This is a genomic window from Bacillus sp. SIMBA_074 (genome assembly GCF_046534555.1).
In the GTDB taxonomy this organism is placed as follows: domain Bacteria; phylum Bacillota; class Bacilli; order Bacillales; family Bacillaceae_G; genus Bacillus_A; species Bacillus_A mycoides.
In genome coordinates this window covers 1-16,869 of sequence record NZ_JAWRYM010000053.1, presented here as the reverse complement: position 1 = coordinate 16,869, position 16,869 = coordinate 1, and the positions used below count along the sequence as shown (strand labels likewise).

Genomic DNA, 16,869 nt, shown 5'->3' with positions numbered 1-16,869 from the left:
GCCCGGTACAATACCGGACTCATTTGGATCAAGTTGCCTAATGAAATAACCGTGTCTAACTTTTAGGGGTCACTTCATTTTCTCTTGTTCTTCATTAAGACAACCATTTCGGCGGTACATTCGTATTCCAATAAATATTTCCTAACTCATGGTGTCCTGAATATCCATCATCAAAACGATGATAGTGGAAATTAAAATAATATCCATCTTGCGGTGGATGATCTCTCCTCACATGAAATCGCAGTAAGTCATTTCCTGATTTCGTGTCATAAACATGAAAAATCTTTTCATTATTTCCGCCAGCTGGTTTTTGAGAAATCGCTAATGATTGCAACGATTCTTCTGGCACATCATTTGCAAGTTCCGCAATTGCCTCTTCAATTTTAGGTAATACAACATCTTTAAATTCATCTTCAATTACAGGCCCAATTTTAGAGCCGAATTTTTGCATTGATTGCTTTTCTGCTTCTTGCATCGCATAGTTAACAAAAGTATCGGTGGTTAACCTATCATTTGTTTCTTCATATGTATAGGACGTACTCTCCAAATTTTGTTGCCCAGCTGTGCTCGTAGGCTTGTCCGCAGCTTTGGCATTATCAAGCAATATGGAAGGAGGCGTCACTAAACCAAATGTAAATACGGTAATTAATGCGACTAAGGTTTTTCTAAACCAATTTGGCATTTATGTTCCCTCCCCTTTCACTCATTATATTTTATATAACGGTTGTTTCTTCTATTATACAAAATGATTTTAATTTTTGCACTTTACAATTTTGTTAACGTTCACATATTTTTCACTTGAATATGAAATTGTAAGATTTCATACACTATAAATACAACATTAATGAGGAGGCGACCAGATGACTTTAGATGTCATGTATTCCGCCGCAAGTATACTTGTTTTAGTGTATTTTATTTATCAATGTGTTACAGACTAGAAAAAGAGCCGTCAATGGTTCTTTTTTAATGGAAAAAATACAATCCATACAATTAATAAAATAAAAACAACGCCAATAATTACAGCTAGCAATAAATAAAAATGAGAAAATATAACTATGCCATACAAAAGTATTGCCGGAAGTAGTAAATAACGATCCGCCTTCCATCTTAACAAAAGTAAATTTCCTTCATCACAATATAAATGAAGAAACATTTTTTTCGTAAATTCATTCCAATAATCACGCGCATAGCGAGAAATTGCAACTAAAGTAAATACAAGAATAATAGCTGCAATCCACCTCGGACTCATCATAATACTTACAGTGCTTATACATACAACTTGAATATAAAATATTCGTGCACTACTTGTACGGAAAAATTCCTTCAAAAAAGATTCAACGATACGCGAATCAGCTTTTTTCCCTAAAAGTCTTTTAGAATGTGGAAACATCCACGGTTTTTTATTCGAACTACTCGGCTTCGCCGCATGTCCACCTATTTGCATTATCCCTCTCATCCAGCGCATACTTTCTTTTTTTTCTTTCTCAACTTCTTTAAAAAAATAATTTTTATAATTCATCTTTTCTTTTACTAAGACTACAGTAAGTAACGCTGCTAGACCGATAAAGAGTATAGAATACAATGGATTTTTATAAATGAAAAATATACTGATTCCAAAGTAGACTAAACTTAAAGAAAATATAACATCTTTTATAATCAATAAAACCCATCGTTTCCCCACACGTACATTTATGAATCTCGTCAACAACGATAGCATAAATCGAAAAACAGTAAAGAAAATCCAAAATAGCACGATTTGTATAATTGTTGCTCCCATACTTTTCATCAATATAGGTAACATAATAAATACTATACATACGTTCGTTATTGCGATTCGAATTAATGTATATATAATGCCCATCTTCATTAATTTTCGCATATGAGTTGGATATGAAATTAAAAATAAGCTATCTGCTTGCTCAAAGAATGAGCGAACTCCTCTTGAAAATGTGACAAAATAAAACGCGAGTAAGCCTAATCCAAAATAAACGGTCTCTTCCATCGATAATTCTTTCATCCATAGTGAACGATAGTAAATCCCCGCAAATATAAGTGCTGGAATAATAATATATAATGCGACTGTCCAATCTGTTACAGAACGAATCGCCTTCCATTTTCTTTGCAACTCATGACGTAACCTTTTATTAAACTGTTGTTTAATCATGCTGTTCCCGCCTTACAATTGCATCAAAACAGTCTAACAATGGACTCCCTGGCATTTCTGCTAATGTTTGGATCTTTTCTAATTTCCCATCTGCTACCAATGTCCCTTTCGAAATAAGCAAAAACCTTTCACAAATCCTTTCGGCAGTATCTAGTACGTGTGTACAAAGTAAAATCCCAACGCCTCGTTCTTTTTCTTTATATAAATAATTTAAAAACTCTTTTGTAGCTACTGGATCTAAACCGATAAAAGGCTCATCAATAATATAGAAATCCGGCTCCGTTAAAAACGCGAGTATAAGCATTGATTTTTGTTTCATACCTTTGGAAAACTTTGATATGTATTCATGTATATGTTTTTCCATTCGAAACGTATGCAATAATTCTCTTGCCCTGGCCTCCCAATTTCCTACTTCATTTCCACGGGCAGCCATTAATAATTCAATATGCTCCCATAAAGTTAAATAATCATAATAAGTGGGATGCTCCGGTACATATGCATATGGATTTTTCTTTTCACCAAACGAAATTTCACCATCCATATTGACAAGTAGACCGAGTATCGACTTAATTGTCGTACTCTTTCCTGCACCATTTGCACCAATAAGAGCAACTAACTCTCCTTTTTTAATTGCAAATGCAATATCGTGAACTGTCTTTTCACCTACTTCATATCCGGCTGAGCGAATATTCACTTCTAGCATACGTTCCCCTTCTTTCCATTTACAATACAATCAAGGAAAATGATAACATATCCCTCTTAATATAGTATTATATCATTTCTAAAATATTTGTTTCGGTAGCAGGAAAAAGCATACTTTAACAGAATATTTAATGTTTGAAGATTTTAAAGTAAATGGGGTTGATCATATGTCAGTTCAAATTCGTGAAGCGACTATAGATGATATAGATTCACTTTGTTCTCTTACAAAAGAATTAAAAGGGTCCTCTATCTCTAATGAAGATATGAACAATCGTTTACAATTCGTAAAAATGAGTCCTTTTGATTTTTTATATGTATATGAAGAAGAGAATACTATTTTGGGATTACTAGGATTTCGCATACGTGAGAATTTAGAAGATGTAACTCGTTATGGAGAGATTTCAATTATTAGTGTTGATTCTACAATACGTCGTAAAGGTATTGGACAAGTGTTAATGGACTACGCAGAACAATTAGCAAAAGAGCATAACTGTATTGGTACTTGGCTTGTTAGTGGAATGAGCCGCAAAGAAGCACACCCCTTCTATGAAAAATTGGGCTATGAAGTAAATGGGTATCGATTTGTAAAACATTTTTAAACTACTGGTACAAAGAAAGGACTATAACTATGACAAACATTGAAGCAATATTCATTGATCGTGACGGAACAATTGGCGGTGATACTACAATACATTATCCAGGGGCTTTCACATTATTTCCTTTTGCGAAAGAATCTCTACAAAAATTAAAAGCAAAAAATATAAAACTTTTCTCTTTTACGAATCAACCAGGTATCGCGGATGGAAAAGCAACTGCGTATGATTTTGTGCAAGAATTAAAAGAGTTTGGTTTTGATGATATTTACCTATGTCCTCATAAACATGGTGGCGGATGTGAATGCCGCAAACCGAGCACAGGTATGCTCCTGCAAGCAGCGGAAAAACATGAGCTTAATTTAACAAAATGCGCTGTAATTGGTGATCGCTGGACTGATATTGTTGCTGGTGCAAAAGTAAATGCAACAACAATATTAGTTCGAACTGGTGCTGGATATGACGCTTTACATACATACCGAGACAAATGGGCACATATTGAGCCGAATTACATTGCAGAAAACTTTGAGGATGCTACGAATTGGATTTTAAATCATCAATAAAAAAATTAAATGAGACGCCTTCACTTTGAAAGCGTCTCATTTAACTATATATATTTCAAAAAGTTAATTCATAATGGAAATAGCGATTATCTCTCAAATATCCATTTTCAGCATATAACCGCTGTGCTGATAAGTTATCAATTTCTGTTTGTAGTTTTAAACCTTTTGCACCATTTTCTAAAGCGAACGTTTTAGCAGCTTCTAACAATTTTTTACCCGTTCCTGCCCCGCGTTTCTTCGCTTGTACAAATAAGTCATTTAATATCCATAATCCCTTCATCGAAATAGATGAGAATGATGGATATAATTGTGTGAAACCAATATATTCCCCGTCTTCCACCGCTACAAAAATGACTGATTCTTTTCGCTCAATTCGATTTCGTAAAAATGCTTTTGCTCCTTCAATATCGGAGTCTTGTCGATAAAATACGCGATAGTTATTAAAAACAGATGCTAGTCCATCTAAATCTGCAATTGTTGCTTCATATATTCTCATTTTACTTCGTTCCCCTTCCAATACTGTTTCATAATGTCTGTTGCCCAATCAGGCTGTTTTATTTCTTCTCTCGGTATAAATTCTTTCATAACAGGCTTAATATCCAATATAGGTGTACCATCGATTGCGTCTAATCCTTCAACAACAATTGTTTTTCCCTCTCTTCTTATCACATTAACAATTGTAGCTCCTATTCGGTTCGGACGATTTTTTCCACGCTGTACAAAAACCCCTACTTTTGGATAATTACTATTATTTCTAGGGTGTCTAGCAGAATATTGAATTTGTACATCTGTAACTTTATGAAAATAGAAAATAACTTCAATATGAGAAAACTCTTCGATCCCTTGTATACTTTCCTCTGTAAACGACTCGCTTAAAGTAATAAGTGATCTTACTTCTCCCCACTCATCATCCGTAATTTCCATTCTTTCATTATGTACAAATGCGATTGGTTGAACTGAAAACATCCGCATTCCCCCTTAAATGTAACCACTTACATTATAAAATATTTTCTGAATGTTTTCCACACATACGATTTTTGTTTATATAATAAAATTATCTTTACTTTTTAAAGACATATTCACAGCTTCAATTGCGTGTATCCGTGCTGTATCAAATAAAGGAACTACTGAATCTTCCTGTTTTACTAATAGTCCTATTTCCGTACAACCTAATATTATGCCTTTTGCTCCTCTTTGCGCCAAATCTTCCATTACATTTTTAAAATACTTCCTTGATTGTGGGTTTATTTTTCCTAAACATAATTCGTTATATATTATTTTATTTATTCTCTCTCTATCTTCTTCTGTTGGTACGATTACTTTTATATCATTTTCTTCTATACGTAATTTATAGAAATCCTGCTCCATTGTGTATTTTGTCCCCAGTAGACCAACTGATTGAATTCCATGTTGTTGTATTTCCTTCGCTGTTGCATCAGCAATATGTAATATTGGAATACTGATTCTATTTTTTATATGCTTAATAACTTTATGCATCGTATTTGTACAAATTATTATAAAAGCAGCACCACCCTTCTCCAAAGAAGAAGCTGCATTTCCCAATACCTCCCCCGCTTTATCCCAATCTCCTTCAGATTGATATCGCTCAATTTCTTCAAAGTCAACACTATACAGAAGACATTTTGCTGAATGCAATCCACCTAATCTCATTTTTACTTCTTCATTTATCATTTTGTAATACTCAGTAGATGATTCCCAACTCATTCCGCCAATAAGACCTATTAATTTCATATGCTCTCCTTCAAGATAATGTTTTTAGACAAAACTAATACTATAATTTATACATAATGAATATTGTTTATAGTAATAAAAATATTTTCTTTATCACATATAATCCCTCTACACGATTTAAAGTTATTCTTCATTTCCACGGAAATAATTAAAGAATATTCAGAAAAAAACCTTTGTAGTAGACTCATATTTATAATCAAAGCATTTTCGATAGAGCTCTTTTATTTCATCATAAGATGGTACTCGTGGATTGTAACTTGGACTCCCACTTCCGATAGCATCTTTCGCCATTTTAGAAATAGCATTTTCAAATTCAACTTCATCAATTCCGTATTCTCTTAAATTAGGGATACAAAGATCAAAACAAAGTTTCTTAATTTCAGCAATGGTATAATTCGCTACTTCTTCATCAGAATAGGAATACAAATCTTTGTTTAAGCTACGTCCTACTTCCGCTAACCTTTTTACTGCACTCATTTTTGTAAACTCTAAAACTGTAGGTAATAGTATTGCATTCGATATTCCATGTGGTACATGGAATATTGCTCCCACTGGACGGGACATACCATGCACTAATGTAACAGATGCATTTGAAAAAGCGATCCCAGCTTGCAATGAAGCAATCATCATTGCTTCTCTTGCTTCCATATTATCTCCATCTTCATATGCGATACGTAAATATTTCATAATGCTTTCAATAGCCGACAGAGCAAGAACATCTGTAAGAGGTTGTGAAACTTTAGAAAAATAAGCTTCAATTGCATGACATAATGCATCTATCCCTGTTGCTGCAGTAATATGAGGTGGTAACGAACGTGTTAAAATCGGGTCAATAATCGCTACTTGTGGGGTGAAATTCGGATGCTTTATCATCATTTTTACATCCGTTTTTTTATTCGTAATTACTACTACACTTGTTACTTCCGATCCAGTACCAGAAGTTGTTGGAATTGCGATAAGTGGTAGCGGATCTTTTTCTATTTCAACATCCTTTTGTACGTAATCTTCAATTTCCCCACCATTTGTATATAACACTGCAATTGCTTTCGCAGCATCAATACAACTTCCTCCGCCGATACCGATAATAAAATCACATTTTCCTTCTTTACAAATAGATAAAGCTTCTAATACGTGTATATTTGTAGGCTCAGCGTTCACTTTATTGTATGTACTAACAATAATCCCTTTCGAATTTAATTGCTTAATACAACTTTCAACATACCCTAATTTCTCCATAATTGTATCACTCACAATAAAAGCCCTTTTCCCTAACTTCTTTGATTGCTCCCCTAGTTTTTCAAGCGAATTTCTCCCATATAATACAGACTTCGGCATACGAAATTCAGCAACTTCTTGCAAGTACTCCACCCCTTCTATCTATAATAAATATTTGCAACTACTCAGCCATGCATTTCATTCAGAAGTTTGATAAAGTCTATTATTCCAGTTAAAATAAGCCCCCTTTATACTTTGTTTTAAAACTTTGCGCGTGGCAGGAAAGGCCCTGATCGTTCCTATAAATAGCCAGGTCCTCTCTCGACCAACTTAAAAAACTTTTCTGCCGATTTTTCATAGAGTGACTGAGTAGTTACAATAAATATTTTATTATGTAAAATATCAATCTAATAAATCTTTTCTTTTCGTATACTAACTAGTATTAATAGATTCCTGTTAAAGTATAGAACGCGATGACTGCAAATACAGCAACCGTTTTCAAAATTGTAATAGCAAATATATCTTTATATGACTGTTTATGTGTTAAACCTGTTACCGTTAGAATAGTAATAATTGCACCATTATGCGGTAATGTATCCATTCCACCTGATGCCATTGATACAATGCGGTGCATAACTTCTAACGGAATATCATATTGATTGGCCGCTGCAATAAATTTATCTCCCATCGCACTTAAAACAATCCCCATTCCGCCTGATGCTGACCCTGTAATTCCAGCTAAAATATTCGTCGTTACTGCCCCATTCACTAATGGATTCGTGAAAGTTGCAGAGATGCTATCTCTCATAATTGCAAAACCTGGAAGTGCTGCAATAACACCACCAAATCCAAACTCCGCGCCTGTATTCATTGTTGCAAGTAGCGCTCCACCAATACTCGTATTCAATCCAGCTTGAAATCCAGTTACTACTCGTTTCCAATATAATAAAAGCGTTGATAAAATCCCTATAATAAGTGCCAATTCTACAGACCAAATCCCAACTACCGCACTTAATTCAACTTTTCCAAATGCTTTCATACCAATAGCTGAGAAATCAAAGCCATTCGGATACCACTTTGGTATCATGATTGTGAAAACTTTATTCATTACACCTACTAAAATAAGTGGTACAAACGCAATTACTTGCTGTACTCTTGTAATTTCAATACTGCTTAATATCGGCATATCTTTTTGTTCTAATTGCAAAGATGCTGCCATTTCAGAATTTCCATCATTAAAACCAAAATACCCTTCTCCTGCTGCTTTTGCCTTCTTACGCTTACTCTCTAAATAAATTAAACCTAACGTTAAAACAAAAATTGCGCCTAAAATACCAAGTATCGGTGCTGCATAAATATCAGTTTTAAAAAAAGTTGTAGGTATTACATTTTGAATTTGTGGTGATCCAGGAAGTGCATCCATTGTAAATGTTGCTGCTCCAAGAACAATTGTGCCAGGGATTAAACGCTTCGGAATATCCGCTTGTCGAAACAACTTAGCCGCAAACGGAAATATAGCGAACACTACTACATATACGCTAACACCGCTATACGTTAAAATAGCTCCCATTAGAACAATCGCTAAAATTGTACGTTTTTCTCCAACTAACTCTACAATCGTCTTTGCGATAGAATCAGCGATCCCTGACATTTCTACTACTTTCCCAAATATCGCTCCAAGTAAAAACACAGGGAAATATAATTTAATAAATCCTACCATTTTCTCCATGAAAATATTTGAAAAGAAAGGTAATACAAAACTAGGCTCTGTCAAAAATACCGCAAATAATGCAAAAATCGGTGCGAATAATATTACAGAAAATCCTTTATATGCTACAAACATGAGTAAACTAAGTGCTAATAAAATAATAACTAGCTCCAATTATAACCCTCCTTTTAAACTGAAAATTCAATCTTTTTGTGACGAACTTTTACTCGTATTTCGAACCCTTTTATTCCATGACATTCCTCCTCTTTTTATCCCGCTATTTGCGGGCAGTAAGACTCCCACCTTAAAATTCAGCAAATGTGCAGAAGCTAGGCGGGATATCAACTGCTCGTAACAGCCCGATTGGTCAGGGCTGTTAATCAGTGCCGGATGGACAAAACTTCCACTAATTAAAGTTTTACTTTATTACAAATTTTTCATGCTGAAATTGTCTAATTATAGTATTCGATTACATATGTAAAATCCCTTTAAACAAAAACGATTTCATCGTCCTATGTTATAAAGGGATTTCTAGGTTCTATTTCTATAGTTTTATCGTACTATTCTCTATACAAAAGCTTTGTAACTCTTCGACATCTTTCACTATATGAATCGCCCCAGCATCACTCAATTCAATCTCACTACCATATCCATACAATACACCTATTGAAGCAATTCCGTTACTGCTCGCACCGATTACGTCATGCTTTCTATCACCAATCATCACCATTTCTTCTTTTTGAAGTTCTTCATTTGTTTGTAAAATATGAGCAATTATTTCTTCCTTTTTTATTCTTGTCCCATCTAAATTACTCCCAACAATCTCTTCAAAAAAAGATGTTAACTGAAAGTGCTCTATTACTTGTTTCGCAAATACAGTAGGTTTTGAAGTTGCTACAAACAAACGATTGCCAGCATCCTTTAATTCTTGCAATAGGGCTCCAATTCCATCGTATACTTTATTCTCTAATAAACCACTTTGCTTTAAATATTCCCGAAAGTAAAACACCGCTCGTTCTATTTCTATTTCATTCATATTATATCTATCTGCAAAAGATTGTTGAATTGGTGGACCGATAAATGAATCTAACTCACTTATATTCACTTCTTCAATCCCCATTTTTTCTAACACGTATAGAACAGCATTGATTATCCCTTCTTTCGGATCAGTTAATGTTCCATCTAAATCAAATAGAAATGTTGTATACATATTTAATTCCCCCACTGATTTTATATGTACCCCATTAAGGCCATTCTCCTACTTACCCCTTTACTATACTATCACCATCTGTTTTTTCAGAAAATTACTTTTTTTAACCCTTATACTTTCAGTTACAAAATCACAAAAGATATGATAAAGTAAAAAAGTTACAATTATTTTAATAGAAACTGGTGAAACAAATGTCAATTACATTAATTTTTATAATGGCTTTCACAATTGTCATCCACGCAGTCGAAACTAGTTCTTATAGTATTCGATTAGCTGGTGTTCGTTTAAAAAAGATTGTCATTGCCTTATCTGTTGTAGGAATGGTACTGCTTATTTCAAGAACATCTAACTTACTACAAGCCTTTTTAATTGGCGGGATTGTCGATGACGCAAAACGAGATGCTTCTATTAATTTAGAGCATACTATACGACTTGTACTATTATCTGCTTCCATCGGTACATTACTTGCGATTATTCTTTATCCAACTTTGACAAAACTATTTGGATATGTCATTCAAAACTTTGAAACAGATGGTTCTTTCATTCGAATGATGAAAACAAATAACATTCAAAAATTAAAATACACAAAAAAATATGTGCGCTTTCCAAGATTTGAAATGATTCATAGATTGCGTATCGGTGGTATCCCAAAGCGTATTATGCTTATTAACATGTTTGCTACTGCAATTTATACAGCAGGTGTTCTTTCTGCCCTTTATGCTTCTTTTCTAAATCCAGATTACGCAACAAATGCAAGTACAGCTTCTGGCCTTGTGAATGGTTTTGCTACAATTTTATTAACAGTGTTACTCGATCCACGTATAGCACTTTTGACAGAACGTGCTTTACAATCAGAAAATGGCGCTGAATCTATGAGTAAAATGTATGGTTGGCTAATGATTTCTAGACTTCTCGGCACCTTATTAGCACAACTTTTATTTGTACCAGGTGCTCACTGGATTTTATGGATTATTGAGCTGATGCATTAATCTACTAGGAAGGTGTATTTATCAATGAATATAAAAACAGAGCAAGATTTAATTCACTTAATAGAAAACGACGAATGGATGATGAATGTATTACAAATGGCAAAATCACTAGAGCTACCTGATTGGTGGATTTGTGCCGGGTTTGTCCGTTCTAAAATTTGGGATGCATTACATAACTACAAAGTAAGAACAGCTACATCAGACGTTGATGTCATTTATTATGATGCATTACATAAAGATGAGGTATACGAACAATCATTAGAACAGAAGCTGACGAATATGGATGCCTCTATCCCTTGGTCAGTAAAAAATCAAACTCGCATGCATGTAGTGAATGGAATGCCGCCATACTCTTCTTCTGTTGATGCTATTTCTAAATTTCCTGAAACAGCAACCGCTCTTGGTGTTTCTTTGGACGAACAAAACAAAGTCATATTAACATCCCCATGCGGAATAGAAGATGTACTTTCATTACAAGTGAAACCTACACCTCACTTTCTTGAAACGAAAGAACGAATACATATGTACAACAAAAGAGTTAATCAAAAGAAATGGCAAAGTAAATGGCCTAATATTACAATCACTTATCCAGAAATTTAAAATAGAGCGCTTCGCATTATACGAAGCGCTCTTTCTTTTTTAGTTCAAAAAATGAATGACTGTTTCAGCAAATCGATCAGCTTCCTCATAATGTGGTGTATGGCCACTTTCTTCGAATATGATATACTTTCCATTTAGAGCATCTCGATTGAATATTTCAATTTGCTTTTCACACGTTACTACATCATGTTTTCCTACAATTAATAACATTGGATTTTGTATATCTTTTATTTTAGATAATAATGACGTATGACATGCTCCCTCTGATTTTAATCTATCAAAATGGATTTTGGAACGATTTGAAAATACTTCCCACACTTCATCACTATATAAACTATCGTCTGTCTCATCTTCCTTATAATTGTAAATCTCCATTCTTTTTTCTTCTAATTCAGCGCTTACTCTTATATAAGCTTCTAACAACTCTTCTGAACTAGCATTATTAGATAAATAAGCAAAGCAGTCTTCTGCCACTAATTCTTTTCCATACTTTTTTAATAAAGTTCCTGTCTTTTGTAGTAAGGCCCTACTTGTTAATGCAAAATCGAAAGTCGGACCTTCAAATATTACTTTCTCTATTGAATTTGGATACATCGACGCATATAACAACGCTAAATATCCACCGAAAGAATGTCCAATTACAGACCATTTCTCAATTTGTAATACTTTTCTTAGTTCTTCACAGTCTTCAATTAAATCACATAGTCCAAAAGTTTCTTCTTCGGTAATTACTTCTGACCGACAAACCCCTCTTTGATCTATCATAATTACATATAAGGAATCTTTTAATCGTTCCGCTTGATGAAATGAAAAATCATAACAGCTTTCACCTGGACCACCGTGTAAAAATAATACTGTTTTTTTTTAGGACTTCCATGTGTTTCAACGTATAGCTTTTTCCCTCTAATGTTCATATATTTCCCAACTTCAATCAAATTTGTTTTTATTATCATCACCTTCTTTTTTGCTGAATATTATAACATTTAAACTTAAATAATCCCTATTACATTTAAAAATACGATAACTATCGCAAGTGGTGCTACAAATCGAAGTAAAAATGCCCAGATAGTAAATACTATCTTTCCGTAATTTCCACCTACAAAAAATTCAGCTTCTAACACTTTCTTTTCCATCTTGAATGATACGAAAATACTAATAAATAATGCTCCCAGCGGCATTAATATATTACTAGATAAGAAGTCTACTGCATCAAAAATATTCTTCCCAAAAATCGTAATATCACTCCATACTCCAAATGATAAGGCAGATGGTATACCTGCTAGGAAAATGCAGAACCCAATGATCCATGATAGTTTAGCTCTTCTTTCTTGTTCACCATTTGCTAATGCTGAAACAACCGTCTCTAGTAGAGAAAATGCCGAGGTTAATGTGGCAAATGTAAATAGCGCAAGAAATACAGTTAAGAACAATCCTCCGAATGGAATTTGGCTAAATACAGATGGCAATACAATAAATAGTAAGCCCGGCCCCTCTGTCGGCTCCATTCCTAATGAAAATACTGCTGGAAATATAGCAAGACCTGCAAATAAAGAAACGAATAAATTCAATCCGACAATCGTAACTGCTGATTTTGGTAAACTTTCTTTTTTATTTAAATACGAGCTATACGTAACCATAATCGAAATCCCTATACTAATCGCAAAGAATGATTGGCCCATTGCGAATAAAATACTTTCTGAAGTAATCTTCGAGAAATCTGGTTGTAAGAAAAACTTCACGCCTTGCATCGCATTATCCAGTGTTAATGAACGAATAATAAGAGCGACAAATAAAACGAACAATGCTGGTAGCATATATTTACTTGCTTTTTCAATTCCATTTTGTACACCTTTTGATACAACCCATATCGTAATGAACATAAAAGCGAAATGTCCAGTAATAGCCCAAAGCGGATTTCCAATTGTTTCAGTAAATAACGAACCGTAATTTTGTCCCGGAGTAATAAGTTGTCCAGTTACTCCTCTGAATAAATAAATTAGTACCCATCCACCTACAACACTATAAAATGAAAGTAATATAAAACAAGTTCCAACGCCAAGACGTCCAATCCAGTGCCATCCTGTATTTGGTGCGATACTTTTAAATGCTCCAACTGCTTGTTTCTGTGTACTGCGTCCAATCATAAATTCAGCTATAAGTAGCGGTAATCCAATTAATACAGTAAATAATATAAAAATTAAAAAGAATGCTCCTCCCCCGCTCTTCCCAGCGATATAAGGAAATTTCCATATTGCGCCAAGTCCAATTGCTGATCCTGCTGCTGCCATTATAAAACCTAATTTCGAAGTCCATTGCTCCGTCTGTTTCATCTTATTTTCCTCCTAATTAAATCTCTTTATATAAATAAATAAATTTTATAAACCTATCCAAATAAACCCTCCATTTCTTTTTCTATAAAATAAAAAATGGCCCAACGTCTCTATATAAAGAGACGCTAAGCCATTTACTTAACGCGGTACCACCCTTATTGATTCCATTATGAATCCACCTTAGTAGTAATCGTTTGATTACAAACCTAATATCGAAGGTTAACCGTTAAGATTTACTAAGAATGTAATTCCGTTCCACCTTACTGCTCCTAGGCGAGTTCAGGATGTCATTTGACTATGTCGCACCAACCCATAGCTCTCTGCACAAATACATGACCTTACTACTCCTATTCAACACATTTTAATATTTAGAATATATTTTCTTTTGAAATTAATATGAAGTATATCGGTTATATTTATAACTGTCAAGGGATATATTATTTTTTTGTCGAAAAGGATTTTTACTGTTCTTTCAATGTAAAAATGAAAGAACAGTAAAAAAGCATCTTCGCGATAATCGCGAAGATGCTTTTTTATGGTATAAGACGTGTACAATCTCTCGGAAAAGCACTCGCCTCTCGGACGTTTGTTAATTCTAAAAGTTTATATACAACCCTTTCTAATCCTATCCCAAAACCACCATGTGGTGGACAACCGTATCGGAATGTATTTAAATAAGATTGAAATTTCTCTGGATGTAATCCTTTTTCATTAAAAGAAGCAAGTAACATGTCATAGTTATGAATTCGCTGTGCACCTGATGTAATTTCTAATCCTTTATATAATAAATCGAATGAATCAGTAATAGTTGGATTTTCTTTATTCGGTATCGTATACATCGGTCTCGCTTCTTTCGGATAATGTGTAATGAATACAAATTCACTATTATATGTTTCTTTCACATATTTCCCTAGTAACTTTTCACCTTCTGTATCTAAATACCCTTCAGGAGATTCTTTCCGATACTTCATTTTCAAAATTTCTTGCGCTTCTGCCAATGTGATTTTAGGAATTTCTGTAATGACAGGTACTTCTATTTGTAGTAGTTGTAATTCTTTTTCACAGTTTTTTGCTACTTGTTGAAACATATATCGTAAAACATCCGTTTCTAATTGCATTACTTCATGAAAATCATGAATAAATCCAAGTTCTACATCTAACGATATATATTCATTTAAATGTCTTGAAGAGTTATGATGTTCAGCCCGGTACACAGGAGCAATTTCAAAAACACGTTCGAGTCCTCCGGCTACCATCATTTGTTTATAAAACTGTGGTGATTGAGCTAAATACGCTTCTTTTTGGAAATATGGAAGTTTAAAAACATTCGCGCCTCCTTCTGCCCCCTGCGAAACAATTTTCGGAGTAAATATACGTGTGAAATCGTTCTCTATCAGAAATTCACTAAAGCTCTGAACGAGTATAGATTTCACTTTAAATATCGCCGCGATTCGCTCATGTCTTAACGATAATACTCGCTCATTCAATAATTGATCTAGGCCAACTTGTAACTTTTTTTTATTTATTTCAAATGGGAGTGATTCTGCTCCATTTAATACTTTCACTTCATGTGCAAGTATTTCAACACCTAATTCTGTTTTCGGTGTCTCTACTATTTCTCCAATTATTTGGACCACACTTTCAACATCAACTTTGTATCCGGCTAACTCGTTTTCTAATACACATTGAATAACTCCCGTTCGGTCCCTTAATAATAAAAAACTAACATTCCCTAGATGACGAATCTTTTTTACCCATCCTTGTAGTAATACAACCTTCCCGCCATGTTCCGTACATTCTCGTGTGAGTGAACGCTTCATTATTTGATCCATTACATTTCCCTCCAATAGTTTTATTTTTATTTACATTATTGTTGTCATCGTCATCATCCACGGTCACTCACCTCCTTTCAAAGAATACAAAAATCCGCCCCTATAAATAGGGACGGATTTTTCCGCGGTACCACCCAAATTGTCATAATGACCATCTTAGCCCTGATAACGGTAGGTACCGTTTGCTTTTACTAATTATCACGTTCAAAGCAACACTCACAGGTGTCTTTCCATCATGCGGTATCGCAATCTTCCCAGCAACCGATTGCTCTCTGTAGACCCCTGCATCATGTACTTTTCCTAATCATCACTTTTTATATTTACAGAGTATTCTATCTCTTTACTTTATAAAACGCAAGCCCTTTTAGAAAAATATTGCGATTTCTCACTAACCAGACCCCTTCTAAAGATATGTAACATGAACATTGAACTCTATACAATTATCATTTGACAGCTTAGAAATGTTTTATCCTTCTCAAATTCTTTCAATCGAACTTTTTTCCATTTTATTACATAAATCACACGTTTCCCACGCATATTATTATTAAAGTTTTATCGGAGGTGTACATATGAAAAAAACAATTAGTTTCTTTCTCCTACTATTATGCTTAGTTGTAGTTAATGAAGCATATGCCTATTCACCAAAATCTTTACCAATCTCTCAAAATTCTGATCAATGGCAAGTAAATATTGATGAAGTAAAAAGAACGAGTGAAAAATTGTTACAACCAAAAAAAGGTGCATTTCAAACATATCATTTCTCTGTAAAAAATCTTGGGAAAAGTGAAGTGTATAATGTACAAGTTGAAGTTTTTCGGAATGAACCAAATATGAAAACAAAATATGAACTCTTTTCCCTAAAAGAAAGTCGTTTAGCGGGCGGAAAAACTGGATTTGAACACGCTAATTTTCCAGTTTCTACAAAATCAGATAAGGTTGACGTGATCATTACGTGGCAAGAACATCCTTTCCGCTCCATGAGAAACGGTCAAAAAGTTGAATCTAGAAAATTTAAAGAGCATTTTGTTTTTAAAGAAGCAGTAAAGTGAACTTATCGGTATATGTATATTATTACCGCTACCAATAAATTTTCCAGTACCAGTTCTTAAGCAAATAAAAAAATCGTGGCTTTTAATGAAGTGCACCCCAATTGTTAGACACGGTCTAACAATTGGAGGTGCATTTTTTATGGCTAAATTTTCTTCAAAAGA

16 protein-coding genes, 1 pseudogene and 2 other annotated features are annotated in these 16,869 nt (G+C 34.0%); of the genes and pseudogenes, 5 read left to right on the top strand and 12 right to left on the bottom strand.

The annotated features are described in order from the left end of the window. Positions 1-94: 94 nt before the first annotated feature. The 3 genes from SB773_RS29180 to SB773_RS29170 all read right to left on the bottom strand — a co-directional run bounded on the left by SB773_RS29180 (position 95) and on the right by SB773_RS29170 (position 2,867). Complete coding sequence (locus SB773_RS29180; RefSeq protein ID WP_002012605.1) at positions 95-682, bottom strand: YpjP family protein; 588 nt, start codon at positions 680-682, stop codon at positions 95-97. A gap of 267 nt (positions 683-949) precedes the next feature. Further along, complete coding sequence (locus SB773_RS29175) at positions 950-2,164, bottom strand: ABC transporter permease (RefSeq protein WP_410593684.1); 1,215 nt, start codon at positions 2,162-2,164, stop codon at positions 950-952. Further along, complete coding sequence (locus SB773_RS29170) at positions 2,157-2,867, bottom strand: ABC transporter ATP-binding protein (RefSeq protein WP_060750297.1); 711 nt, start codon at positions 2,865-2,867, stop codon at positions 2,157-2,159. Before SB773_RS29170 ends, SB773_RS29175 begins: the two co-directional genes overlap by 8 nt. 166 nt (positions 2,868-3,033) lie before the next feature. Between SB773_RS29170 and SB773_RS29165 the strand changes: the two genes are divergently transcribed. Both SB773_RS29165 and SB773_RS29160 read left to right on the top strand, forming a co-directional pair. Continuing rightward, positions 3,034-3,465, top strand: coding sequence for a GNAT family N-acetyltransferase (locus tag SB773_RS29165; protein WP_410593681.1), 432 nt, complete (start codon positions 3,034-3,036; stop codon positions 3,463-3,465). A gap of 29 nt (positions 3,466-3,494) precedes the next feature. Beyond that, on the top strand, positions 3,495-4,022 hold the full coding sequence (locus tag SB773_RS29160; RefSeq protein WP_410593679.1) for an HAD-IIIA family hydrolase: 528 nt from the start codon (positions 3,495-3,497) through the stop codon (positions 4,020-4,022). Between the two features lie 55 nt (positions 4,023-4,077). Here SB773_RS29160 and SB773_RS29155 read toward each other — a convergent pair whose 3' ends face one another. From SB773_RS29155 to SB773_RS29130, 6 genes are all read right to left on the bottom strand, one after another. Continuing rightward, positions 4,078-4,518, bottom strand: coding sequence for a GNAT family N-acetyltransferase (locus SB773_RS29155; protein ID WP_410593677.1), 441 nt, complete (start codon positions 4,516-4,518; stop codon positions 4,078-4,080). Next, a complete protein-coding gene (locus SB773_RS29150; RefSeq protein WP_410593675.1) occupies positions 4,515-4,988 on the bottom strand; it encodes an SAM-dependent methyltransferase in 474 nt (157 codons plus the stop codon). The genes SB773_RS29155 and SB773_RS29150 overlap by 4 nt, the downstream gene beginning before the upstream one ends. A 75-nt stretch (positions 4,989-5,063) precedes the next feature. Beyond that, positions 5,064-5,774, bottom strand: coding sequence for an aspartate/glutamate racemase family protein (locus tag SB773_RS29145; RefSeq protein WP_410593673.1), 711 nt, complete (start codon positions 5,772-5,774; stop codon positions 5,064-5,066). Positions 5,775-5,933: 159 nt separating this feature from the next. Beyond that, positions 5,934-7,133 carry an iron-containing alcohol dehydrogenase gene (locus SB773_RS29140; RefSeq protein WP_410593671.1) on the bottom strand — a complete coding sequence of 400 codons (1,200 nt, stop codon included), beginning with the start codon at positions 7,131-7,133 and terminating at the stop codon, positions 5,934-5,936. A gap of 298 nt (positions 7,134-7,431) precedes the next feature. Continuing rightward, positions 7,432-8,871 (bottom strand): GntP family permease, encoded by a 1,440-nt coding sequence (locus SB773_RS29135; protein WP_410593669.1) that lies wholly within the window; start codon positions 8,869-8,871, stop codon positions 7,432-7,434. A gap of 370 nt (positions 8,872-9,241) precedes the next feature. Beyond that, positions 9,242-9,907, bottom strand: a complete 666-nt coding sequence (locus SB773_RS29130; RefSeq protein WP_410593667.1) for an HAD family hydrolase — start codon at positions 9,905-9,907, stop codon at positions 9,242-9,244. Positions 9,908-10,098: 191 nt separating this feature from the next. On the opposite strand from SB773_RS29130, the gene SB773_RS29125 reads away from it, so the two are divergent. Both SB773_RS29125 and SB773_RS29120 read left to right on the top strand, forming a co-directional pair. After that, positions 10,099-10,896 (top strand): lipid II flippase family protein, encoded by a 798-nt coding sequence (locus tag SB773_RS29125; protein ID WP_410593686.1) that lies wholly within the window; start codon positions 10,099-10,101, stop codon positions 10,894-10,896. Between the two features lie 24 nt (positions 10,897-10,920). Beyond that, positions 10,921-11,496, top strand: coding sequence for a nucleotidyltransferase family protein (locus tag SB773_RS29120; RefSeq protein WP_410593665.1), 576 nt, complete (start codon positions 10,921-10,923; stop codon positions 11,494-11,496). 39 nt (positions 11,497-11,535) lie between these two features. Here the strand turns inward: SB773_RS29120 and SB773_RS29115 are convergent. The 3 genes and pseudogenes from SB773_RS29115 to aspS form a co-directional block, all read right to left on the bottom strand. Next, a pseudogene (locus SB773_RS29115) lies at positions 11,536-12,449 on the bottom strand (alpha/beta fold hydrolase). Positions 12,450-12,485: 36 nt separating this feature from the next. Further along, a complete protein-coding gene (locus tag SB773_RS29110; RefSeq protein WP_410593663.1) occupies positions 12,486-13,826 on the bottom strand; it encodes a sodium-dependent transporter in 1,341 nt (446 codons plus the stop codon). 115 nt (positions 13,827-13,941) lie between these two features. After that, positions 13,942-14,190: a binding site (T-box leader), on the bottom strand. A gap of 169 nt (positions 14,191-14,359) precedes the next feature. Continuing rightward, positions 14,360-15,658, bottom strand: a complete 1,299-nt coding sequence (gene aspS, locus SB773_RS29105) for an aspartate--tRNA(Asn) ligase (protein WP_410593661.1) — start codon at positions 15,656-15,658, stop codon at positions 14,360-14,362. Positions 15,659-15,763: 105 nt separating this feature from the next. Continuing rightward, positions 15,764-15,975, bottom strand: a binding site (T-box leader). A gap of 252 nt (positions 15,976-16,227) precedes the next feature. Between aspS and SB773_RS29100 the strand changes: the two genes are divergently transcribed. Beyond that, on the top strand, positions 16,228-16,707 hold the full coding sequence (locus SB773_RS29100) for a hypothetical protein (RefSeq protein ID WP_107887449.1): 480 nt from the start codon (positions 16,228-16,230) through the stop codon (positions 16,705-16,707). Positions 16,708-16,869: the final 162 nt, after the last annotated feature.